Source organism: Streptomyces sp. WMMB 322 (assembly GCF_900090145.1).
GTDB lineage: Bacteria > Actinomycetota > Actinomycetes > Streptomycetales > Streptomycetaceae > Streptomyces.
This window is the reverse complement of sequence record NZ_FMHI01000007.1, coordinates 91,975-109,953: the sequence shown is the minus strand read 5'-3', so window position 1 is coordinate 109,953 and position 17,979 is coordinate 91,975. Positions and strand designations below refer to the sequence as shown.

At 71.7% G+C, this 17,979-nt stretch carries 13 protein-coding genes and 1 riboswitch; of the genes, 6 read left to right on the top strand and 7 right to left on the bottom strand.

Features of this window, described 5'->3' with window-relative positions; translation table 11 throughout:
- Positions 1–212: 212 nt before the first annotated feature.
- From rlmN to H180DRAFT_RS13635, 4 genes are all read left to right on the top strand, one after another.
- A complete protein-coding gene (gene rlmN, locus H180DRAFT_RS13650; protein ID WP_055486329.1) occupies positions 213–1,349 on the top strand; it encodes a dual-specificity RNA methyltransferase RlmN in 1,137 nt (378 codons plus the stop codon).
- 190 nt (positions 1,350–1,539) lie between these two features.
- Positions 1,540–1,695, top strand: a riboswitch (TPP riboswitch).
- On the top strand, positions 1,692–2,771 hold the full coding sequence (locus tag H180DRAFT_RS13645; protein WP_055486328.1) for a thiamine ABC transporter substrate-binding protein: 1,080 nt from the start codon (positions 1,692–1,694) through the stop codon (positions 2,769–2,771). It overlaps the preceding riboswitch by 4 nt.
- A gap of 161 nt (positions 2,772–2,932) precedes the next feature.
- The gene (locus tag H180DRAFT_RS13640) at positions 2,933–4,576 is read left to right on the top strand and encodes an ABC transporter permease (RefSeq protein WP_055486472.1); all 1,644 of its coding nucleotides are present in this window, start codon (positions 2,933–2,935) and stop codon (positions 4,574–4,576) included.
- On the top strand, positions 4,576–5,685 hold the full coding sequence (locus H180DRAFT_RS13635) for an ABC transporter ATP-binding protein (protein ID WP_055486327.1): 1,110 nt from the start codon (positions 4,576–4,578) through the stop codon (positions 5,683–5,685). Before H180DRAFT_RS13640 ends, H180DRAFT_RS13635 begins: the two co-directional genes overlap by 1 nt.
- Here the strand turns inward: H180DRAFT_RS13635 and H180DRAFT_RS13630 are convergent.
- From H180DRAFT_RS13630 to H180DRAFT_RS13610, 5 genes are all read right to left on the bottom strand, one after another.
- Positions 5,675–6,766, bottom strand: coding sequence for an LOG family protein (locus H180DRAFT_RS13630; RefSeq protein WP_055486326.1), 1,092 nt, complete (start codon positions 6,764–6,766; stop codon positions 5,675–5,677). The two genes, H180DRAFT_RS13635 and H180DRAFT_RS13630, sit on opposite strands and share 11 nt — an antisense overlap.
- 92 nt (positions 6,767–6,858) lie before the next feature.
- Positions 6,859–8,127 (bottom strand): hypothetical protein, encoded by a 1,269-nt coding sequence (locus H180DRAFT_RS13625; RefSeq protein WP_055486325.1) that lies wholly within the window; start codon positions 8,125–8,127, stop codon positions 6,859–6,861.
- Complete coding sequence (locus tag H180DRAFT_RS13620) at positions 8,109–8,978, bottom strand: ABC transporter ATP-binding protein (protein ID WP_055486324.1); 870 nt, start codon at positions 8,976–8,978, stop codon at positions 8,109–8,111. Before H180DRAFT_RS13620 ends, H180DRAFT_RS13625 begins: the two co-directional genes overlap by 19 nt.
- A gap of 220 nt (positions 8,979–9,198) precedes the next feature.
- On the bottom strand, positions 9,199–10,854 hold the full coding sequence (locus H180DRAFT_RS13615) for a thiamine pyrophosphate-binding protein (protein WP_055486323.1): 1,656 nt from the start codon (positions 10,852–10,854) through the stop codon (positions 9,199–9,201).
- 143 nt (positions 10,855–10,997) lie between these two features.
- The gene (locus tag H180DRAFT_RS13610; protein WP_055486322.1) at positions 10,998–12,488 is read right to left on the bottom strand and encodes a sodium:solute symporter family protein; all 1,491 of its coding nucleotides are present in this window, start codon (positions 12,486–12,488) and stop codon (positions 10,998–11,000) included.
- A gap of 280 nt (positions 12,489–12,768) precedes the next feature.
- On the opposite strand from H180DRAFT_RS13610, the gene H180DRAFT_RS13605 reads away from it, so the two are divergent.
- Positions 12,769–14,331 (top strand): PucR family transcriptional regulator, encoded by a 1,563-nt coding sequence (locus H180DRAFT_RS13605; RefSeq protein ID WP_254666020.1) that lies wholly within the window; start codon positions 12,769–12,771, stop codon positions 14,329–14,331.
- Between the two features lie 64 nt (positions 14,332–14,395).
- Here H180DRAFT_RS13605 and H180DRAFT_RS13600 read toward each other — a convergent pair whose 3' ends face one another.
- Both H180DRAFT_RS13600 and H180DRAFT_RS13595 read right to left on the bottom strand, forming a co-directional pair.
- On the bottom strand, positions 14,396–15,775 hold the full coding sequence (locus tag H180DRAFT_RS13600; protein ID WP_074466795.1) for an aspartate aminotransferase family protein: 1,380 nt from the start codon (positions 15,773–15,775) through the stop codon (positions 14,396–14,398).
- Positions 15,760–16,281, bottom strand: coding sequence for an Lrp/AsnC family transcriptional regulator (locus H180DRAFT_RS13595; protein WP_074466794.1), 522 nt, complete (start codon positions 16,279–16,281; stop codon positions 15,760–15,762). The genes H180DRAFT_RS13600 and H180DRAFT_RS13595 overlap by 16 nt, the downstream gene beginning before the upstream one ends.
- A gap of 138 nt (positions 16,282–16,419) precedes the next feature.
- Here H180DRAFT_RS13595 and H180DRAFT_RS13590 point away from each other — a divergent pair, with 138 nt between their 5' ends.
- Positions 16,420–17,853: a gamma-aminobutyraldehyde dehydrogenase gene (locus tag H180DRAFT_RS13590; protein WP_055486318.1), complete on the top strand. Its 1,434-nt coding sequence runs from the start codon at positions 16,420–16,422 to the stop codon at positions 17,851–17,853.
- Positions 17,854–17,979 lie beyond the last annotated feature (126 nt).

Sequence of the window (17,979 nt, the reverse complement as noted above, 5' to 3'; positions counted from 1 at the left end):
GCCTGTGAGCGTTGCGATCCACAGTCCGTTGTCCCCCATGTCATTGGAGTGTGGGGGTTCAGGGCTGACATCACCAGACCAGGAGTTCGGTCCTCGGGCCGTCTCTGGGCCGTGCGAGGTTGGCCGGCGCTGACAGTCGATGCCGGATGGTGACTGTCGTCGCACCTCTCCGGCCTGGGCCACCTCCCCCGGTCTGCGACACTGGTACGGCTATGCCGAAGCCCGGAGAACTGACTTTCGTCGCGCCGCGGGGGGCCGCCAGGCCGCCGCGGCACCTTGCCGATCTCACGCCCGCCGAGCGCCGGGAGGCCGTGGCCGGGGCGGGCGAGAAGCCGTTCCGGGCCAAGCAGCTGTCGCAGCACTACTTCTCCCGGCTCGCGCACGACCCCGCGCAGTGGACGGACATCCCCGCGGCGGCACGCGAGAAGCTCGCCGCCGAGCTGCTGCCGGACCTGATGAGCGTGGTGCGGCACATCAGCTGCGACGAGGGCATGACCCGTAAGACGCTGTGGAAGCTCCACGACGGAACCCTCGTGGAGTCGGTCCTGATGCGCTACCCGGACAGGGTCACGATGTGCATCAGTTCGCAGGCGGGCTGTGGCATGAACTGCCCGTTCTGCGCGACGGGTCAGGCGGGGCTCGACCGGAATCTGTCGACCGCCGAGATCGTCCACCAGATCGTCGACGGTGTGCGGGCGCTGCGCGACGGCGAGGTTCCGGGAGCCGGCGGCCAGGCGGAAGGCGCGGCCGGAACTCCGGCGAGGCTGTCGAACATCGTCTTCATGGGCATGGGCGAGCCGCTCGCCAACTACAAGCGCGTCGTGGGTGCGATCCGGCGGCTGACCGATCCGGAGCCCGACGGGCTGGGGCTCTCGCAGCGCGGGATCACGGTCTCGACGGTGGGGCTCGTCCCGGCGATGCTCCGGTTCGCGGACGAGGGCTTCAAGTGCCGTCTGGCCGTCTCGCTGCACGCGCCGGACGACGAACTGCGCGACACCCTCGTCCCGGTCAACACCCGCTGGAAGGTCCGCGAGGTGCTGGACGCCGCATGGGAGTACGCGGCGAAGTCCTCGCGCCGCGTCTCGATCGAGTACGCGCTGATCAAGGACATCAACGACCAGGCGTGGCGGGCGGATCTGCTGGGGCGATTGCTCAAGGGCAGGCCCGTGCACGTCAATCTGATTCCGCTCAATCCGACTCCGGGCTCGAAGTGGACGGCGTCGCGCCCCGAGGACGAGGCCGCGTTCGTGCAGGCGCTTCAGGCACACGGCGTGCCGGTGACCGTACGGGACACCCGCGGGCAGGAGATCGACGGCGCCTGCGGGCAGTTGGCGGCGACGGAACGCTGAGCCGGCGCCGCCCGGTGCGTTCGGGCGGGCCCGGCCCGTACCGGGGTGTTCGTGCCGGGTACCGGATACCGGGTACCGGGGTGTTCGTACCGGAGCGAGCGGGCCGGGGCCGACGCGGGGGTGGCTGGTAATCTTCGTCGGGGCGCCTTGTCGCAGGCACATCAAGCGACGAGGGCCCGCACAACAGACAGCAGACCGACAGGGGAGCGCACACAGCGCTGAGAGTGCGGTTGCACGTACACCCCGCGGGGCGCCGGGCGGCGTCCGCGGCCGGGTGCACGTACGGCCCGCAGACCCTCGAACCTCGCCCGGGTCATGCCGGGTAGGAAGTCGATGATTTCTATGAACAAGCATGTGCTGCGCGCAGCCGCGGCCACCGCCGGCGTCCTCGCCCTCACGGGCGCACTCACCGCGTGCGGCGGTTCAGGACAGGGCGGCGACGACGACAAGACCGTCACCCTTGTCACGCACGACTCCTTCGCCGTCTCCAAGCCGGTGCTGAAGAAGTTCACGGAGCGGACCGGCTACACGGTGAAGGTGCTGCGTGGCGGTGACGCCGGCGCCGCCGTGAACCAGGCGGTCCTCAACAAGGGCAATCCGCAGGGCGATGTCTTCTTCGGCGTCGACAACACCCTGCTCTCCCGGGCCCTCGGCAAGGGGGTCTTCGAGCCGTACAAGGCCGACGGCCTCGGCCACGTACCCGCCGAGCTGCAGCTCGACAAGGAGCGGAACCGCGTCACGCCCGTCGACTCCGGTGAGATATGCGTGAACTACGACCGCGGCTGGTTCGAGAAGCGGGACCGGACGCCGCCCGATTCACTGGACGACCTCGCCGACCCCGAGTACAAGAACCTCCTCGTCACCCCGAACGCCGCCACCTCCTCGCCCGGGCTGGGCTTCCTGCTGGCCACCGTCGACGAGTACGGGGACAGCGGCTGGGAGGACTACTGGAAGAAGCTGCGCGCCAACGGCGTCGAAGTCGTCGACGGCTGGGAGCAGGCGTACAACGAGCGGTTCAGCGGCTCGGCCGGCGGCAAGGGCAAGGGCGACCGGCCCCTCGTCGTCTCCTACGCCTCCAGCCCGCCCGCCGAGGTACTGGGCAAGAAGCCGCTCCCGGCGGAGGCGCCCACGGGCATCGCGAAGCGGACGTGCTTCCAGCAGACGGAGTTCGCCGGGCTCCTGGAGGGCGCCCGCAACGCCGAGGGCGGCAGGGCGCTGCTCGACTACATGCTCAGCCGGACCTTCCAGGAGGACCTGCCGCTGCAGATGTTCGTCAACCCGGCCCGTGAGGACGCCGAGTTGCCCGAGGTGTTCACCAAGTACGGCCGGAGCACCGGGGACGCGGCCACCATGGACCCGGCGAGGATCGACGAACACCGCGAGCGCTGGATCAAGTCGTGGACGTCGATCGTCGTGAAGTGACGCGCGAACGGGCCCGTCCGGAGCAGGAGTTCGCGCAACCGGCACCGCACGCACGTGCTGTGCACAGGCACGGCACCGGCTCGGGCGCCGGCACCGGCTCGGGCACCGGCACCGGCACCGGCTCGGGCACCGGTACCGGTGCCGCGCCGCGCCTCGCGCTGATGGCGCTGCCCGTCGCCTTCTTCGCGCTCTTCTTCGCCTGGCCCGTCGCCGGGATCGTCGGCCGTGGGCTGCGCACCGAGGCCGGCTCGTGGCAACTCGGCTCGCTCGCAAAGGTGTTGGGTGACCCGGACACGCTGCACGTGCTGTGGTTCACGGTGTGGCAGGCCGCTGCCTCGACGGCGTGCACGCTGGCGCTCGCGCTGCCGTGCGCCTACGTCTTCGCCCGGTTCGACTTCCCCGGGAAGCAGGTGCTGCGTGCCGTCGTCACCGTCCCCTTCGTACTGCCGACGGTGGTCGTGGGCTCGGCGTTCCTGGCGCTGCTGGGGCGCGGCGGCCTCCTGGACGAGTGGGCCGGGCTGCGTCTGGACACGAGTGTCTGGGCGATCCTGATCGCCCACGTGTTCATCAACTACGCGGTCGTCGTACGGACGGTGGGCGGGCTGTGGTCCCAACTCGACCCGCGCCAGGAGGAGGCGGCACGCGTGCTCGGCGCGGGCCGCTTCGCCGCGTGGCGGCGCGTGACACTGCCCGCCCTCGCACCGTCGGTCGGTGCGGCCGCGCTCATCGTCTTCCTCTTCACCTTCACCTCGTTCGGCGTGATCCAGGTGCTGGGCGGACCGCGCTACGCCACGCTGGAGGTCGAGATCTACCGGCAGACCGCCGCGCTGCTCGACCTGCCGACCGCAGCCGTGCTCACGCTGCTCCAGTTCGCGGCCGTCACCGCTCTGCTCGCCGTGCACGCCCGCACCGTGCGGAAACGGCAGGCGGCGCTGAGCATGGTCCCGGCCGCCGATTCCGCGCGCCGTCCCCGCGGCCGCGCCCAGTGGGCGCTGCTGGGTTCCGTCCTGGCGGTGACGGGCCTGCTGATCCTTGTGCCTCTCGCAGTGCTGGCGGCCCGGTCCTTCGACGGACCCGGCGGCTACGGACTGGCCAACTACCGTGCACTGGGCGAGGTTTCGGGCACCGCCACATTCACCGTCCCGCCCGTCGACGCCATCGGCAACTCACTCGCGTACGCCGCCGTGGCCACGCTCATCGCCCTCGCGGTCGGTGTGCCGGCAGCGGCGGCGCTCACGGCACGCACCGGAGGCGGCGGCCGGAGCGGCGGGGCCGTCGACCGGCTGGTGCGGGGCTTCGACTCGATGCTGATGCTGCCGCTGGGCACCTCCGCGGTCACCGTCGGCTTCGGTTTCCTCGTCGCCCTGGACGAACCGCCCCTGGACCTGCGCTCGTCGTGGATGATCGTGCCCGTCGCGCAGGCGCTCGTCGGCGTTCCGTTCGTCATCCGGACGATGCTGCCGGTGCTGCGCGCGATCGACGCCCGGCTGCGCGAGGCCGCGGCCGTGCTCGGTGCCTCGCCGCTGCGCGCCTGGCGCGAGGTGGATCTGCCGATGGTGAGCCGCGCGCTGCTCGTCGCGGCGGGATTCGCCTTCGCCGTCTCCCTCGGCGAGTTCGGTGCGACGGTCTTCATCGCCCGCCCCGACGCCCCGACGCTCCCCGTCGCCGTCGCCCGCTTCCTCGGCCGGGCCGGCGAGCTCAACTACGGGCAGGCGATGGCCATGAGCACCGTCCTGATGGTCGTGTGCGCGGCGACCCTCCTGGTTCTGGAACGCGTACGCACCCACCCCTCGGGAGAGTTCTGATGCTGCGGCTCACCGGTGTGACAGCCGGCTTCGGTCCCGGACAGCGCGTCCTGGACGGTGTGGACCTGGAGGTCGCCGACCGCGAGACGGTGTGTGTGCTGGGGCCCAGCGGGAGCGGCAAGTCGACGCTTCTGCGCGTCATAGCGGGGCTGCACACCCCGGACGCGGGCAGCGTCGAACTCTCCGGCCGGGACCAGCGTGGTGTGCCGCCGCACCGGCGCGGCGTCGGGCTGATGTTCCAGGACCACCAGCTCTTCCCGCAGCGCGACGTCGGCGGGAACGTCGCCTTCGGTCTGCGCATGCGCGGCACCGCGCGGCGGGACGCCCAGGAGCAAGTGGCCCGACTCCTCGGTCTCGTCGGCCTTCCCGGCGCGGAACGGCGCACGGTCACTTCCCTCTCCGGCGGTGAACAGCAACGCGTCGCCCTCGCCCGCGCCCTCGCGCCGCAGCCGCGTCTGCTGATGCTGGACGAGCCCCTGGGGCAGCTCGACCGGGGGCTGCGGGAGCGCCTCGTCGTCGAACTGCGGTCGCTGTTCCGCGAGTTGCGCACCACCGTCCTCGCCGTCACCCACGACCAGGGGGAGGCGTTCGTACTGGCCGACCGCGTCGTGGTGATGAACGAGGGGCGCATCGCCCAGACGGGCACGCCGCTGGAGGTGTGGCAGCGTCCCGCTTCGGAGTTCGTCGCCCGGTTCCTGGGCTTCGACAACGTCGTCGACGCGACGGTGCGCGGCGGCACCGCCCGCACCCCCTGGGGTGAACTCCCGGTGGAGGAGGGTACGGACAGCGGCGCGTGCCAGCTCCTCGTACGCCCGGCGGGTGTCCTTCTGACGGCACCACGGGACGGGCTGCGCTGCACCGTCGAGGCCCGCACCTTCCGCGGTGGCGACGCCGCAGACGTCACGCTGCTGCTCCGGCCGGAGACCGGCCCGCGTCTGGAGGCCTCGTGCCCGCTGCGCGACGCGCCGGAGGCCGGGGCCGACGTCGGCGTCACCTTCGACGGCCGCGAAGTGGTCCGGCTCGGCGAGGGACGGGCGTCGACACCCGCTGCTTCGAGGGACGTCCGGGAGTCCGCAAGTCCCCGCACCGGCCGGCCGGTCAGCCCCTGAGCCGGGCGAGCGTCTCCGGGACCTCCTCGACGGAGCCGGCCAGCGCGATCCTCGACGCCATCGGCCGCTCACCGGCGAGCGCCCGGAGCAGGGGCCAGCACGGCAGCGTGCGCGTCCAGTGCTCCTCGTCGACGAGGACCATCGGGGTCGGAGCGCCGCGCGACTGGTAGTAGTTGGGCGTCGCGTTGTCGAAGATCTCCTGCACGGTCCCGGCCGCGCCCGGAAGGAAGACCACCCCGGCGTTCGATCGTGCCAGCAGCCCGTCCTCGCGCACCGCGTTGACGAAGTACTTCGCGATGTGCTGCGCAAAGGCGTTGGGCGGCTCGTGACCGTAGAACCACGTCGGGATGCCCACGGAGACACCGCCGCCCGGCCAGCCGTCCCGGACCGCGAAGGCGGCCCGGGCCCACTCACCCACGGACTCCTCGAAGGACGGCGCGGTCGAGAGCATCTCCAGCGCCTTGTCCAGCATTCCGTCCTCGAAAGGCGCCGCGTATGCACCGAGGTTCGCGGCCTCCATGGCACCCGGGCCGCCACCCGTCGCCACGGTGTGGCCCTCCCGGGTCAGCGCACGGCCCAGGCGCGCCGCCCCCGCGTACGCGGCGCTGCCGCGCGCCAGCTTGTGACCGCCCATGACCCCCACGACGCGGGCTCCGACGAGCTGTTCGTCGAGTGCGTCGGAGATCGCGTCGTCGTGCACGGCGCGCAGCATCGAGGAGAAGACGTCGCCGTCGCTCTTCGTCCGCCGGAACCAGGCGTACGAGCCGGCGTCCGGCGTGTTCTCGTACCCCTCGGCCAGGCCGGAGAACAGCTCCTCCGGGGTGTAGAGCCGCCCGCGGTAAGGGTTGAACGGCAGCTTCGGCACGGGCGGGAACACCAGCCCGCCGTTCTCCTGCACCCGCACGACCGACTCGGCGCTCATCGCACAGCCCAGGAAGACCGCGCCGTCGGTCTCCGCGGACGCCAGTGCACCGTCCCGCCCGCGCAGGTCCAGGGACTGCAGGCGCCATCCGCTGAGCGATCCCGTCGCCTCGACGACGTCGTCGAACTCCTCGAGGCTCTCGATCTCGTGGTCCAGCATCCCGTCAGCGTATGCGCCCGCAGCACGAGGGCGGCCCCGCTTGCCGGAAGGGGGCCGCCCTCTGGGGGGCGCGGGCGGGTGTCCGCCCTGCGTCAGGACGTCAGCGGCAGCGCGGCGAGTTGGCCCACCCCCCAGGTCAGGGCGCCGAACACCACGCACACGACGACCGCACGGAGCGCCGCCGCTCCCCGCAGCAGCCGACGCGGAGCACCGAGCTTCGCCAGGGCTTCGTTCGCGGGCCTGCGGGCGGCACGCGACTCGGCCGCGGCCGTCAGCGCGCTCGCCGTCACACAGAGCACCACCAGAGCGGCGCCCAGCAGGGTCAGCGGACCGAACATGCGGGCACCGTCCTGCGGTGACGCACCGTACAGTTCGCTCGCCGCCACTCCGCCGCCCGCCACCGCGCACAGCACACCCAGCGGCTGGCCGATGCGCGCCGCCTCCTGCTGGAGCACCCGCCCCGCCAGCAGCCGTACCGCGCCCGGCCTGCCGACCGCCAGGAGCCGCCCGCACAGCTGGGTGAGTCCCGGGCCGGCCAGCACGAGACCGAGGACGGTGAGCAGCCAGCCCCCCAGAACACCGGGGGCACTGTTCGACAGGACCGCCGAGAGGGACAGCGGTTTCGGCGACCGGCTCGCGTACGTCTCCGTCGCGAGACCCGCGGCGATGAACGCGGCCCCCCAGGGCAGGGTGACGGACGCCGGCAGCGCGCCCGGCAGCACCCGGAAGGGCTGCGCCTCCCGGTCGCCCGCCGCGCGGGCACGGGGTGCTTCCGCCTCGCCGTGCGCGCCGGACTCCGCGGTGCGTGCGTGCGTGCCGCCGCCGGCCGCGGCGCCCGCGATGGCCGGGAGGACCCCGGGCCGGGTGGCGAGCGCTGCGGCGCCGGCGGCCACCAGAGGCGGAACGCACAGCAGCACCAGCGTGGCGGCGACCGGCAGCGGGTGGTCGGCGGCGAGGAGTTTCACGGCCGCGCCGTCGAAGGGCAACGACGCCAGCTGACCGCGCAGATGCAGATAGATCACGAGCGCGACTGCGCTGCCCAGCAGCGACGACATCGCCGTCGAGGCCGCCGCGAGAAGGGGGATGCGGGCCGGGCCCACGCCCGCCGCGTCCAGGGCCGAGGGCGAGCGCGAACCGGGGTCCGTGCGGGCGACCGCCGCGGCGAACTGCACGGCCGCCGCGAGCGGCGCGAGGCACCACACCAGCTGGACGAGAGAGGTACCGGGCTGCTGCGGGTGGGCGAGGGCATGACTGAGAGCCGCCAGCAGCAGAAAGCCCACGACTGCCGTGGCGCATGCCACCAGGAGGCGGCGCAGCAGCGTGAGGGGGTGACCACCGCGGGCTAGACGGAGAGCGAGCACGCGGCACCCTTGGAGTCTTCGCCGTCCGAGTCGCCTTCGCCAGTGGCCATGCCCTTGCCACCGGCTCCGTCGTTCTCGTCGTCCCCGCCGCTGCTGGTGCCGCCGGGGCCCGTGGAGATCAGGCCGCCGCCCAGGCGCCCGTCGACGAGCGTGAGGTTGCGGTCCGCGAGTGTCGGTCCCGCCGCGTCCGCGGCCTCCGGGTCTCCCGGTGTCACCTTCGGCAGCATCACCGCCGGGTCGTGTGTCGTGAGCACCACCGTGATGTCGTGCGTGCGCGCGGCGGTCGTCAACGTGCGCAGTACCTGGGCCCGTTCCGTCTGGTGCAGGGGAGCTGTCGGTTCGTCGGCGAAGACGATCGCCGGCGCGGGGGCGAGGGCGCGGGCGATCGCCACGCGCTGGCGCTGCGACTGCCGCAGCGCCGAGGGGCGCTTGCGCGCGCAGTCACCGACGTCGAGCCTCTCCAGCCATTCGACGGCCGCCTTGCGGGCGGCGCGGGATCCGGTTCCGCACAGCATGAGCGGGAGCGCCGCGTTCTCCCACGCCGTGAGTTCCGGGATGAGCTGCGGCTCGCTGCCGACCCAGCCGAAGCGGTCGCGGCGCAGCCGTTCGCGCGAGGTGCGCGAGAGCGTGTGCACCGGCACGCTGTTGAACCAGATCTCCCCGTCGTGCGGGGTGAGTTGACCGGACAGGCAGCTCAGCAGGGTGGTCTTGCCGCTGCCGCGAGGTCCGGTGACGCAGACGATCTCGCCGGCGCGGACGCCGATCGAGACGCCTTGCAGGGCGGGTGAACCGCCGTACGAGTAGTGCAGTCCGCGTGCCCAGAGCACGTCGTTGTCCGGGGGTGCTGCCACTGAGGGCACCTCCACTCACCTCTGCTCTGCTGGTCCCTGCCGGGCCCCGTCCCACGAAGGGGTGAAGCGGGCCCGGGGCCATCGGTCACAGGAACCGTAAGGACAGCCAACCGTCCATCCGGCGTCATCCGCCGGGGCGCGGCGCAGATTCCACCGAACGGGCCCCGCAGATGGCCCGCTCCTGCAGCGGCACGGGAGGGTGCGCGGGCTGCGGAGGCGGTCAGTGCGCGTCGAGGTGCGTGGGCGCGAACATCCGCAGTTCGGCGGGGAGGAGGACCACGGACGGTCCGGGAGAGGCGAGCGCGGCCGACAGGTCCTCGCGCAGCCGCTCCGGGGAGCTGCGCACCGCCGGAACGCCGAACGACTCGGCGAGCGCCACGAAGTCGGGACGAGCGAGTTCGGTGCCTGTCGCCTCGCCGAAGGCCTCCGTCATGTAGCTGCGGAGGATTCCGTAGCCGCCGTCGTCGACGATGAGCCATGTGACGGGGAGGCCGTACTGGCGGGCTGTGGCGAGCTCGGCGATGGAGTACATCGCTCCGCCGTCTCCCGAGACGGCGAGGACAGGGGTGCGGCGCTCCGGGTCGGCCGCGGCGGCTCCGAGTGCGGCGGGGAAGCCGTAACCGAGGCCGCCGGCGCCCTGCGCGGAGTGCATGGCACCTTCGCGGGGGTCGAACGCGGACCAGGCCCAGTAGGCGAGGATCGTCATGTCCCAGAAGCTGGGGGAGGTGTCGGGGAGGGCTTCGCGGACCGCGCCGAGCACCTGCTGTTCGAGGTCGAGGCCCTGGGCGGCGATCCTGTCCCGTACTCGGTCCAGCAGCGCGGCGACCTCACGTTCCGCACGGCCCGCGGGCCGCGGCGCGACGGCCGCGGTGAGCGCTTCCAGGGCCGCGCGGGCGTCGGCGTGGATGCCGAGCGCGGGGTGGTTGGCCTCCAGCTTGCCGACGTCCGCCTCGATGTGGATGACGCGGCCGCGAGGGGCGAACGTGTGGTAATTCGAGGAGAGTTCGCCGAGTCCGGACCCGACGACGAGCAGGACGTCGGCTGCGGCGAGGAAGTCGGTGGTGTGCCGGTCCTCGAGCCAGGAGCCGAGAGAGAGCCGGTGCTCGCAGGGGAAGGCGCCCTTCCCGCCGAAGGTCGTGGCGACGGGGGCGTCCAGCCGTTCGGCGAGGCCGAGCAGCTGTGCCCGGGCGCCGGCCCGTACGACACCGCCGCCGGCGAGGACGGCCGGCCGTTCCGCCGCGTCGAGCAACGCGGCCGCCCGGGCGGTCAGTTCGGGACGGGCGGGCAGGGGCCGTGGATGTGCCGGGCCGCCGGGGGCGGCGAGCGACTCCGGGGGCGGTACGTCCGTGGGTGCGACGAGGACGTCCTGCGGTATCTCGACCCAGGTGGGACCGCAGGGGGCCTCCGCCGCTTCGGCCCACGCCGAGGCGAGCACCGTGGGAATCTGCGAGGCCGCCCGCACTGTGTGGACGGACTTCACGATGTCGCGGAACGACGCCTTCTGGTCGCGGAGTTCGTGCAGGTACCCCTTGCGGCCGCCGCCGAGACCGGCGGTGGGCACCTGGCTGCTGATGCCGAGCACGGGGGCGGACGCGGCCGCGGACTCCTGGAGCGCGGCCAGGGACATCAGGGCGCCGGGGCCGGTGGAGATCAGCAGCGGCGTGACGGTGCCGGTGATGCGCGCGTACGCGTCGGCGGCGAAGCCCGCGTTGTTCTCCACCCGCAGGCCGACGTACGGCAGTCCGGAGCGGCGTACGGCGTCGAAGGCACCCAGTGCGTGCTGACCCGGCAGCCCGAAGACGGTGTGTGCACCGAGGGCGGTGAGGGATTCGGTGACGAGGTCGCTGCCTGTGCGGACTGCCGGTGCGGATGCCATGCGGGGGGTTGCGCCTTTCGTGGTGCATGCGGGACGGGGCGCCCGGGGTTGAGGGGCCCGGAGCGGGCAGGGGCGTGTGTGCGGATCCCGGCACGTCCGTCCTTGGGCGGCCGTGCCGGGACGGCACAGGGTGCTGGGGCGGGTCAGACTCCGGCGGGTGCGTCGGCCGCGGGCTTCTCGCCGCTTGACGCGGACTCGCCCGCCAGGCGTGCCCGCCACTCGGCCAGTACCGCCGGGTCGGTGGGCTTGCCGGCCAGGCTCACGACGATGTGGGCGATCAGCGAGGCCAGAAGCCCGTAGTAGATCGCCTCGTTGGCGAGCACTCCCTTCCAGAGCATCATCGCGACGACGGTCGCGCCGCCCACCGCCACGGCTGCCAGCGCACCGTTGGCCGTGCCGCGCTTCCACACCAGACCGCCGAGGATCGGCACCAGCAGCCCGCCGACCAGCAGGTTGTACGCCACGGTCAGGGCCTCGACGACGTCGTTGAGCGCGATGGATATCACCACGACCGCCGCGCCCATGATCAGGATGAAGACACGGTTGCCGCGGATCTCGTCATGGGGAGCCGCGTTCGCCTCGCCCTCGGCGGGGCCGCCCGAGGCGGTGCGGCGCAGCCGCTTCCAGATGTCGTTGTTGGCGACGGTGGCGCATGCGATGAGCGCGCCGGACGAGGTCGACATGACCGCCGAGAGCGCCGCCGCCAGCACGAGGCCCTTCACCCCGATGGGAAGCGCCTCGCCGACGATGGTGGCGAACGCGGCGTCGGGACTGTCCAGCTTCGGGTAGAGCGCCTTGGTGGCAGTGCCGATCACGGCACCCGCGATCGCGTAGACGAGGCAGTAGACACCCGCGACGGAACCGCCGCTGCGGGCCACGGTGTCGCTGCGCGCGGTGAAGACGCGCTGCCAGATGTCCTGACCGATCAGCATGCCGAAGGAGTAGATGAGTACGTACGTGAACACCGTCTGGACGCCGATGTTCATGGGGGAGAAGTAGTCGTCGGGCAGCTGCTCCTGCATGCCGTCGATGCCGCCCGCCTTCCAGACCGCGATGGGCAGGAGCAGGAGCAGCACACCCACCGACTTGACGACGAACTGCGCCATGTCCGTCAGCGTGATCGACCACATGCCGCCGAGCGTCGAGTACGCGATGACGATGCCGCCGCCCAGCATGATCGCCAGTGTGCGGTCCAGGCCGAAGATGACGTCGAAGATGGTCGCGTAGGCGATCGTCGAGGTGACGGCGAGCATCAGCGTGTACGCCCACATCACCAGCCCGGAGATGACGGAGGACGAGCCGCCGTAGCGCAGGTCGAGCATCTGGCTGACCGTGTAGACCTTCAGCCGCGAGATGCGCGCCGAGAAGAAGATGCTCAGGGCCAGCAGCCCGAAGCCGATCGTGAACACCAGCCAGGCACCGGAGAGTCCGTACTGGTATCCCAGGCCGACCCCGCCGATGGTCGAGGCGCCGCCGAGCACGATGGCGGCCATCGTGCCGGAGTACATGGCCGGGCCGAGCCGGCGGCCGGCGACGAGGAAGTCGCTCTTGGACTTGGCGCGGCGCATGCCCCACCAGCCGACCGCGAGCATGCCCACGAGGTAGATGATGATCACTGCGTAGTCGACAGCCATGGAGCGCTCCTGGGGCCGGGCGGGGAGGGGAAGTCGGGGGAGGGGCGAGGGAGGGGGAGGAAGCGGGGGCGGGGAGGGGAGAGAGGGAGAAGCGGGGAGGTGCGCCCGGTGGGGGACGGGATTGTGCGAGCGTTCGACCGGGAGCCTAGGTGTCGTCAAGGGAGCCAGGAAGTGTACGTTTCCTCCATCAAGACGGCTTCGGCTGTATGAATCGTCCATGACCGTGCGGGGTTCTCGACCGTCCCGGCGGTCTCGTGACCGCCGACGGGAGGTGCCGGCCGTGCAGGAACTGGTCCCGCCCACCGTGCCCGTCCCGCTGTCCGTGCTCACGGACGACGCCGAGCTCGGACTGCGGCAGATCGCGGGCCCCGACGGGGGGCGCGAGACGGCCGTGTACTCGGTGCACACCAGCGAGATGGCGGACCCGCTGCCGTATCTGCTCGGCGGTGAGCTGCTGCTCAGCGCGGGTGTCCACTGCCCGCCCGGCCCGGAGCAGGGCGCGCACTGGGATCGCTACGTGGAGCGGTCCGTCGAGGCCGGAGCGGCCGCGCTCGGATTCGGCATCGCTCCCGTGCACGACGAGGTGCCCGCACAACTCGCGGACGCGTGCGACCGGTACGGCCTCCCGCTGGTCGAGGTGCCGCGGGACACCCCCTTCACCGCGGTCGCGCGGTCCGTGTGGCAGGCGGTCACCCAGCGCCGGCACCAGGCGCTGCGGAGGCTGAGCGAATCGCAGCAGACGCTGGCCGCCGCGGCGGCCGGGCCCCATCCCGTACCGGCGGTGCTCGGGCAGCTGGCCCAGCGCCTCGACGGCTGGGCCGTGCTGCTGTCCCCGGACGGGGCCGAGCTCGCCTCCGCGGGCACGGCTCCTCCGGAGGAGGCCCGTGCCGAGCTCGCCTCGCTCACCGGGCTGTTGCGCTCCGGGCCGTCGTCGGCCGCGGGCACGGCCGGTGAACTTCACCTGAGCGTCTACGGGTTGAGCGGCGGAGGACGGCGCCGGCCCCTCGTGCTCGGCCTGTGCGCACCTCACAGGGACGGCATCGACGGAGCCATCGCGGCAGTCGCGGTGGTCCTGCTCACGCTGCTCACGGAGCGGCGCGCGGCGGCGGCCGGCGAGCGGCGCTCCGCCGCGCTCGTACGGCTGATGCTGGGTGCCTCGGCCGAGGAGGCGGCGCCGCTGCTCGGCGGCGGCGCCCAGCGGTGGGCCGTGGTGCACGGGCGCCGTCGTCGCGGGCACGGTGCCGCCCGTGCGGACGGCCGCGCCGGCGCCGCGGGCGAGGAGGACCCGTTCGCGGCGGCGGCGCTGGCGGCGGGGCTGGGCACCACCCTCATCGACCTCGACGGCGGGGAGCTGCACGCCCTCGTACCGGTGGGGGGTTCCGGAGCGGACGGAGGGCCGGGTGCCGACGGGGATGTTCCGGTGGGCCCCCAGCAGGGCTGGACGCTCGGCGTGAGCCGCCCGGTGCCGGCCGGCGGGCTCGACCGCGGGGACAGGGAAGCCCGGCGCGCGCTGCGGCGTGCGCTCGCGGAAAGGCGCCCTTTGGTGCGTGAGGCGCCGGCCGGTGAGGGCGAAGTCGCGGACGTGGCCTCGCTGGTGGCGCCGGAGGAGGGCAGGGCGCTGGCGAAGGCGCGGCTCGCGCCGCTGGACGGCCGCCCCGAGCTCGTGGAGACCCTTCGCATGTGGCTCTCGCTGAACGGCAGTTGGGACCGTACGGCGGTGGCGCTGGAGGTCCACCGCAACACGGTGCGGCAGCGCATCGCCCGCGTCGGTGCCCTGCTCGGCCAGGACCTGGCCGAGCAGGACGTACGCATGGAGCTGTGGTTCGCGCTCAAGTGGTGCTGATCCGGCGGGTGTTGTGGGGCGTGCCGGTTGGCAGGCCGCCGGGGAGTTCGCCGGGCCCGCTCCGTCAGAGCTTCGTCCACGCCTCCGTCAGCACGGAGCGGAGGATCGTTTCGGCCTCGTCGAAGATGCTCTGGCCGGCGATGAGCGGCGGTGCGAGCTGGATGACCGGGTCTCCGCGGTCGTCGGCGCGGCAGTACAGCCCGGCGTCGAAGAGGGCCCTGGAGAGGAAGCCGTAGAGGATCCGCTCCGACTCCTCCTCGGTGAAGGTCTCCTTGGTGGCCTTGTCCTTGACGAGTTCGATGCCGCAGAAGTAGCCGTTGCCGCGCACGTCGCCGACGATCGGCAGATCGAGCAGCTTGCGCAGAGTGCCGAGGAAGGCCTCTTCGTTGTCCAGGACGTGCTGGTTGAGCCCTTCGCGCTCGAAGATGTCGAGGTTGGCCAGCGCCACCGCCGCGGAGACCGGGTGGCCGCCGAAGGTGTAGCCGTGCAGGAAGGTGTTGTCGGCTTTCCAGAACGGTTCGGCCACGCGGTCGGAGACGATCGCGGCACCGATCGGCGAGTACCCGGAGGTCATGCCCTTCGCGCAGGTGATGATGTCCGGCACGTAGCCGAACTTGTCGCAGCCGAAGAGGGTGCCCAGGCGTCCGAAGGCGCAGATGACCTCGTCGGAGACGAGCAGTACGTCGTACTGGTCGCAGATCTCGCGGACGCGCCGGAAGTAGCCGGGAGGCGGCGGGAAGCAGCCGCCGGCGTTCTGGACGGGCTCGAGGAAGACGGCCGCCACCGTTTCCGGGCCCTCGAAGAGGATCTGCTGCTCGATCTGGTCGGCGGCCCAGCGGCCGAACGCCTCGGGGTCGTCGCCGTGTACGGGCGCACGGTAGATGTTCGTGTTCGGGACCTTGTGCGCGCCCGGCACGAGCGGCTCGTACGGTGCCTTGAGACCGGGGAGGCCGGTTATCGACAGGGCGCCGTGCGGCGTGCCGTGGTAGGCGACGTTGCGGGAGACGACCTTGTACTTGCCGGGGTTCCCGGTGAGCTTGTGGAACTGCTTGGCGAGCTTCCACGCGGTCTCGACGGCCTCGCCGCCTCCCGTGGTGAAGAAGACCTTGTTCAGGTCGCCGGGCGCGTGGTGGGCGAGCCGCTCCGCGAGCTCGACCGCCTTGGGGTGGGCGTAGGACCAGATGGGGAAGAACCCGAGCTCCTGCCCCTGTTTGGCGGCGGCTCCGGCCAGTTCCGCGCGGCCGTGACCCGCCTGTACGACGAAGAGTCCGGAGAGGCCGTCGAGGTAGCGCTTGCCGTCGGTGTCGTAGACGTGGGTGCCCTCGCCGCGGACGATTGTCGGGACGGGCGTCTTCTCGTACGTCGACATGCGGGTGAAGTGCATCCACAGGTGCTCGTGGGCGCTCTTGGAGAGATCCTTGCTCACGGTTATCGGGTTCCCCACGTGTAGGTCTGCTTTCGCAGCTTGAGATAGACGAAACTCTCGGTGGAGCGCACGCCGGGAAGCGAGCGGATGCGCTTGGTGATCATTTCGAGAAGGTGTTCGTCGTCCTGGCAGACGATCTCCACGAGGAGGTCGAAGGAACCGGCGGTGATGACCACGTAGTCGACCTCGTCGATCTCCGCGAGGGCGTCCGCGACGGCTTCGAGGTCGCCCTCGACGTTGATGCCGACCATCGCCTGCCGCAGGAAGCCCACGGTCAGGGGGTCGGTGACGGCGACGATCTGCATGACACCCTGGTCCTGGAGCTTCTGGACCCGTTGGCGTACGGCGGCCTCCGACAGTCCGACGGCCTTGCCGATGGCGGCGTAGGGCCGGCGGCCGTCCTCCTGCAGCTGTTCGATGATCGCCAGCGATACGTCGTCAAGCGAACGGATGCCGTTTGTCTTCTTCGCGTCTCGGGCCACGCACGACACTGTGCATGAGACCTCCTCCGAATAGCAACCCATAAGCAATGTAATTCGAAGCAATACGCACCTGCAAGAACAGAATCCGTCGTTGCTGGTGTGGTGGTGTATCGAAAGCGTTGCGCTGCTGGTTAGGGTGGCGGTCTCACCCAATGGACAACGGAGCAGGAGGGGTGCGAAGTGACCACCGAGCTGCGTCGGCTGCGCAACTACATCGACGGGGAGTTCCGGGACGCCGCTGACGGCCGGACCACGGACGTGGTCGATCCGGCCACGGGCGAGGTGTACGCCACCGCCCCGCTTTCCGCCGCCGCCGATGTCGACGCCGCGATGGCCGCAGCCGAGAAGGCCTTCCCGGCCTGGCGCGATGCCACTCCGGCCGCGAGGCAGAAGGCGATCCTGAAGATCGCGGACGCCCTCGAGGCCCGTGCGGACGAGTTCCTCGCCGTCGAGTGCCGGGACTGCGGCAAGCCGCTGGAGCTGACACGGCAGGAAGAACTGCCCATGATGCTCGACCAGATCCGGTTCTTCGCGGGCGCCGCCCGGATGCTGGAGGGCAAGTCCGCGGGCGAGTACATGGAGGGGCTCACCTCCTACGTGCGCCGTGAGCCCGTCGGCGTCTGCGCGCAGGTCGCGCCCTGGAACTACCCGGCGATGATGGCCGTGTGGAAGTTCGCCCCGGCTCTGGCGGCGGGCAACACGGTCGTGCTCAAGCCGTCCGACACCACGCCCGCCTCGGCGGTCTTCATGGCCGAGGTGATGGGCGAGATCCTGCCCAAGGGCGTCTTCAACGTCGTGTGCGGCGACCGCGACACCGGACGCCTCATGGTCGAGCACAAGACGCCCGCCATGGCCTCGATCACCGGCTCCGTGCGCGCGGGCATCGAGGTCGCCGGCAGTGCGGCCAAGGACGTCAAGCGCGTGCACCTGGAGCTGGGCGGCAAGGCGCCCTGTGTCGTCTTCGACGACGCCGACGTCCAGGCCGCGGTGGAGGGCATCCGCGACGGCGGCTTCTTCAACGCCGGACAGGACTGCACCGCCGCGACGCGCGTGCTCGTGCAGGAAGGCGTGTACGAGCAGTTCGTCACCGCGCTGGCCAAGGCCGCCGGCGAGGTGAAGACCGGCGACCTCAGCGACCCGGACTGCTTCTACGGCCCGCTCAACAACCCCACCCACCTGGAGAAGGTGAGCGGCTTCATCGACCGGCTCCCCGCGCACGCCAAGGTCGAGTCGGGCGGTGAACGGGTCGGCGAGGCGGGCTGGTTCTTCGCCCCGACGGTCGTGTCCGGGCTGCGCCAGGACGACGAGATCATCCAGAACGAGGTCTTCGGACCGGTGATCACGATTCAGAAGTTCACCGACGAGGACCAGGCCGTGGGATGGGCCAACGACGTCGAGTACGCGCTGGCTTCGTCGGTGTGGACGAAGGACCACGGCCGTGCCATGCGCCTGTCCCGTGCACTCGACTTCGGCTGCGTGTGGATCAACACCCACATCCCGCTCGTCGCGGAGATGCCGCACGGCGGCTTCAAGAAGTCCGGCTACGGCAAGGACCTCTCGGCCTACGGCCTGGAGGACTACACCCGCGTCAAGCACGTCATGACGGCGCTGTGACCCGCTGAGCCACGGCCCGGCGAGCACGGGCCGCTGCCTTCTCAGGGCCCCGGAGTGGTACGCGGCCACGCCGGGGCCCTGCCCGGTCGGGGCCGACTCGTGACACGGGCCGCTTGACGGCAGGCA

What these genes read in the sequence shown, in the direction of transcription:
- H180DRAFT_RS13610 (WP_055486322.1), bottom strand. Translation starts at nt 12,488, where the DNA reads ATGGCTGTCGACTACGCAGTGATCATCATCTACCTCGTGGGCATGCTC.
- H180DRAFT_RS13645 (WP_055486328.1), top strand. Translation starts at nt 1,692, where the DNA reads ATGAACAAGCATGTGCTGCGCGCAGCCGCGGCCACCGCCGGCGTCCTC.
- H180DRAFT_RS13630 (WP_055486326.1), bottom strand. Translation starts at nt 6,766, where the DNA reads ATGCTGGACCACGAGATCGAGAGCCTCGAGGAGTTCGACGACGTCGTC.
- rlmN (WP_055486329.1), top strand. Translation starts at nt 213, where the DNA reads ATGCCGAAGCCCGGAGAACTGACTTTCGTCGCGCCGCGGGGGGCCGCC.
- H180DRAFT_RS13635 (WP_055486327.1), top strand. Translation starts at nt 4,576, where the DNA reads ATGCTGCGGCTCACCGGTGTGACAGCCGGCTTCGGTCCCGGACAGCGC.
- H180DRAFT_RS13640 (WP_055486472.1), top strand. Translation starts at nt 2,933, where the DNA reads ATGGCGCTGCCCGTCGCCTTCTTCGCGCTCTTCTTCGCCTGGCCCGTC.
- H180DRAFT_RS13595 (WP_074466794.1), bottom strand. Translation starts at nt 16,281, where the DNA reads ATGGGTTGCTATTCGGAGGAGGTCTCATGCACAGTGTCGTGCGTGGCC.
- H180DRAFT_RS13615 (WP_055486323.1), bottom strand. Translation starts at nt 10,854, where the DNA reads ATGGCATCCGCACCGGCAGTCCGCACAGGCAGCGACCTCGTCACCGAA.